General features: G+C 36.2%; 3 protein-coding genes. All 3 read left to right on the top strand.

The genetic code is table 11. The annotated features are described in order from the left end of the window. The first annotated feature begins 44 nt into the window (after positions 1–44). The 3 genes from fabG to fabF all read left to right on the top strand — a co-directional run bounded on the left by fabG (position 45) and on the right by fabF (position 2,487). Positions 45–794 carry a 3-oxoacyl-[acyl-carrier-protein] reductase gene (gene fabG, locus ACR0QS_RS12595; protein ID WP_432633801.1) on the top strand — a complete coding sequence of 250 codons (750 nt, stop codon included), beginning with the start codon at positions 45–47 and terminating at the stop codon, positions 792–794. 78 nt (positions 795–872) lie between these two features. After that, positions 873–1,109: an acyl carrier protein gene (gene acpP / locus ACR0QS_RS12590; protein WP_137998361.1), complete on the top strand. Its 237-nt coding sequence runs from the start codon at positions 873–875 to the stop codon at positions 1,107–1,109. A 124-nt stretch (positions 1,110–1,233) separates the two neighbouring features. Then, positions 1,234–2,487, top strand: a complete 1,254-nt coding sequence (gene fabF / locus ACR0QS_RS12585) for a beta-ketoacyl-ACP synthase II (protein ID WP_432633800.1) — start codon at positions 1,234–1,236, stop codon at positions 2,485–2,487. Positions 2,488–2,772: the final 285 nt, after the last annotated feature.

Genomic DNA, 2,772 nt, shown 5'->3' with positions numbered 1-2,772 from the left:
GTTATAATTTATTAATAAAAATTGTTTAAGGTAAAGTTGAAAGTATGGATTTAAATCTTAAAGAAAAAACGGCTTTAATAACAGGCTCGAGCAGAGGAATAGGAAAAAAGATAGCGGAGGCTTTGGCTAAAGAAGGCGCTAATATAGTTATAACCGCGACTAATATTGAAAAGGCTTCGTCTGTTGCGGAAGAATTAAAAAAACAATATAATATTGAAACTTTGGCTTTGAAGCATGATGTTAAATTGAGTGAGTCATGTAAAGAGGTTGTGGATAAAACGGTAGAAAAATTTAAGTCCATAGATATACTTGTAAATAACGCGGGAATTGCGAGAGATATGCTCGTTATTCAAATGGACGACAACGCTTGGAACGAAGTAATAAGCACTAATCTTTCGGGGACTTTTTATACTTCGAGGGAAGCGGCAAGATATATGCTTAAAGCGAGAAGAGGAAAGATAATAAATATATCGAGCGTTATAGGAAAAATGGGAAACGCGGGACAAACGAATTATGCGGCGGCAAAAGCTGGAATAATAGGAATAACGAAAGCTATGGCTAAAGAATTTGCCTCAAGAAAAATATGCGTTAATGCGATAGCTCCGGGATTTATTCAAACCGATATGACGGGAGTTTTGCCCGAAGATACGGTTAAAAATATTATGAATATAACTCCTATAAAAAGACTGGGGAACGCGGAAGATGTCGCTAATTTGGCTGTTTTTCTTGCATCCGATTTGAGCGATTATATAACGGGCGAGGTAATAGCGGTAGACGGCGGAATGTCTATGTGATTAAAACTAAAATAAATAAGCAATAAGGCTGCCTAACGGCGCTTTATAATAAATATTTTAATTTTTAAGGAGAAAAAAATGGCATTAATCGATGAAATTAAAGATGTGGTTGCGGCTCAATTAAACATCTCGGACAAAAGCAAAATCACTGATACTGCTTCTTTCGTAGATGATTTGAACGCGGATTCTTTGGATTTGGTGGAATTAATAATGGAGTTGGAAAAACGATACGACATTAAAATTCCTCAAGAAGACCAAGAGAAAATTAAAAATGTAGCGGATGCCGCGAAATATATCGAAGACCATAAAAAGTAAATTGTATTAAAAATTTCCCGTAAAATAATTTCTTTTTTGCGGGAATTTTTTAATTATTTGAAACTGCTTAAAAATTATTGAAATTATTTTTAAAATTTTACTTGAATAATCAGGAGTTATTTATATGAGTGAACGAAGAGTCGTAGTGACGGGGCTTGGAGTAGTAAACGCTTTAGGAAACGATGTCAAAACATTTTGGAATAATCTTCTAAACGGAGTTTCGGGAGTTAAAAAACTTTCTAAATATTTTGACCCCGATAAAGAACAGCTTATAACTAAAATAGGAGCGGAAGCTTTGCCTCTCGAAGGAGATTATTATTCGGATAAGAAAATGTTAAGAAGATTAGACCCGTTTATAAATTTTGGAATATACGCGGGACATCATGCCTTAAAACAAGCGGGAATAGAACCTAAAACGGGATTTGACCCTTTAAGAGCGGGCGCGATTATAGGAAGCGGAATAGGAGGCGTGACTACTTTACTACAAAATCACAGCGTTATATTGGCTGACGGACCGAGCAGAGTGTCTCCGTTCTTTGTTCCTATGCAAATAATAAATATGATAGGCGGATTAATATCTATAGAATACGGAATGAACGGACCGAATTACAGCGTGGTTACGGCATGCGCTTCTTCAAATCATTCAATAGGTTTGGGTTATAAACATATTAAAGACAACGAAGCTGATATTATGGTTGTAGGCGGAAGCGAGGCTACGATAAATCCTCTTACTATAGCGGGCTTCAATAACGCGAGAGCCTTATCGACAAGAAACGATGCCCCTGAAAAAGCGTCAAGACCTTTCGACAAAGGAAGGGACGGTTTTGTTATATCGGAAGGAGCGGGAATATTGGTATTGGAAGAATATGAACATGCAAAAAAAAGAAACGCTAATATACTTGCCGAAATTTGCGGATACGGTTTTACGGCTGACGCTAATCATATTACGGCGCCTCTCGAAGACGGAGCTATGGGTGGAAGAGCGATGTCTCTTGCAATAGAAAGCGCTAAAATTTCTCCCGATAAAATAAATTATATAAATACTCATGGAACTTCAACCCCTCCAGGAGACATAGCGGAAGTTAAAGCGATTAAAAAAGCTTTGGGAGAAGATAACGCTAAAAAAATAAAAATCAACTCCACAAAATCTATGATTGGGCATGCGCTTGGAGCGGCGGGCGGAGTCGAAGCGGTTGCTACAATTATGAGTATTATAGATTCTAAAGTCCATCCTACTATAAATGTGGACGAACAAGACCCAGAATGCGATTTGGATGTAGTGGCAAATACGGCGCAAGATTACAAAATAGAATATGCAATAAGCAATTCTTTCGGTTTCGGCGGACATAACGCTTCAATAGTATTCAAAAAAGTATAATAGAAGAAAAAGTAAATTTAGAAATAATAAAAGTCGTATTATTCATACGGCTTTTTTATTTATTTTTGGATTGCTTCAGCAGTAGCTTCGCAATGACGATTTACCAAATCGAAGACTTATGCTATGCTAAAGCCCGCAGAAGCAAGGCTAAAGCCCGCTTTCAGCGAAAACAACTCCGTTTAGATTACAAAATCTCGTAATTTATTGGTATATATTTTTATGGAAATTAAAATTTATAAATTATTAATTTAACTTTTGACAAATAAAATTATTCTGTTATAATAT

The sequence above is a fragment of the Brachyspira sp. genome (assembly GCF_050873525.1).
GTDB lineage: Bacteria > Spirochaetota > Brachyspiria > Brachyspirales > Brachyspiraceae > Brachyspira.
The sequence above is the reverse complement of the archived record's forward strand: the minus strand, read 5'-3'. Positions and strand labels throughout refer to the sequence as shown.

Excerpts from the sequence above, each read along its gene's own strand:
- fabG (WP_432633801.1), top strand. The coding sequence starts at position 45 with ATGGATTTAAATCTTAAAGAAAAAACGGCTTTAATAACAGGCTCGAGC.
- acpP (WP_137998361.1), top strand. The coding sequence starts at position 873 with ATGGCATTAATCGATGAAATTAAAGATGTGGTTGCGGCTCAATTAAAC.
- fabF (WP_432633800.1), top strand. The coding sequence starts at position 1,234 with ATGAGTGAACGAAGAGTCGTAGTGACGGGGCTTGGAGTAGTAAACGCT.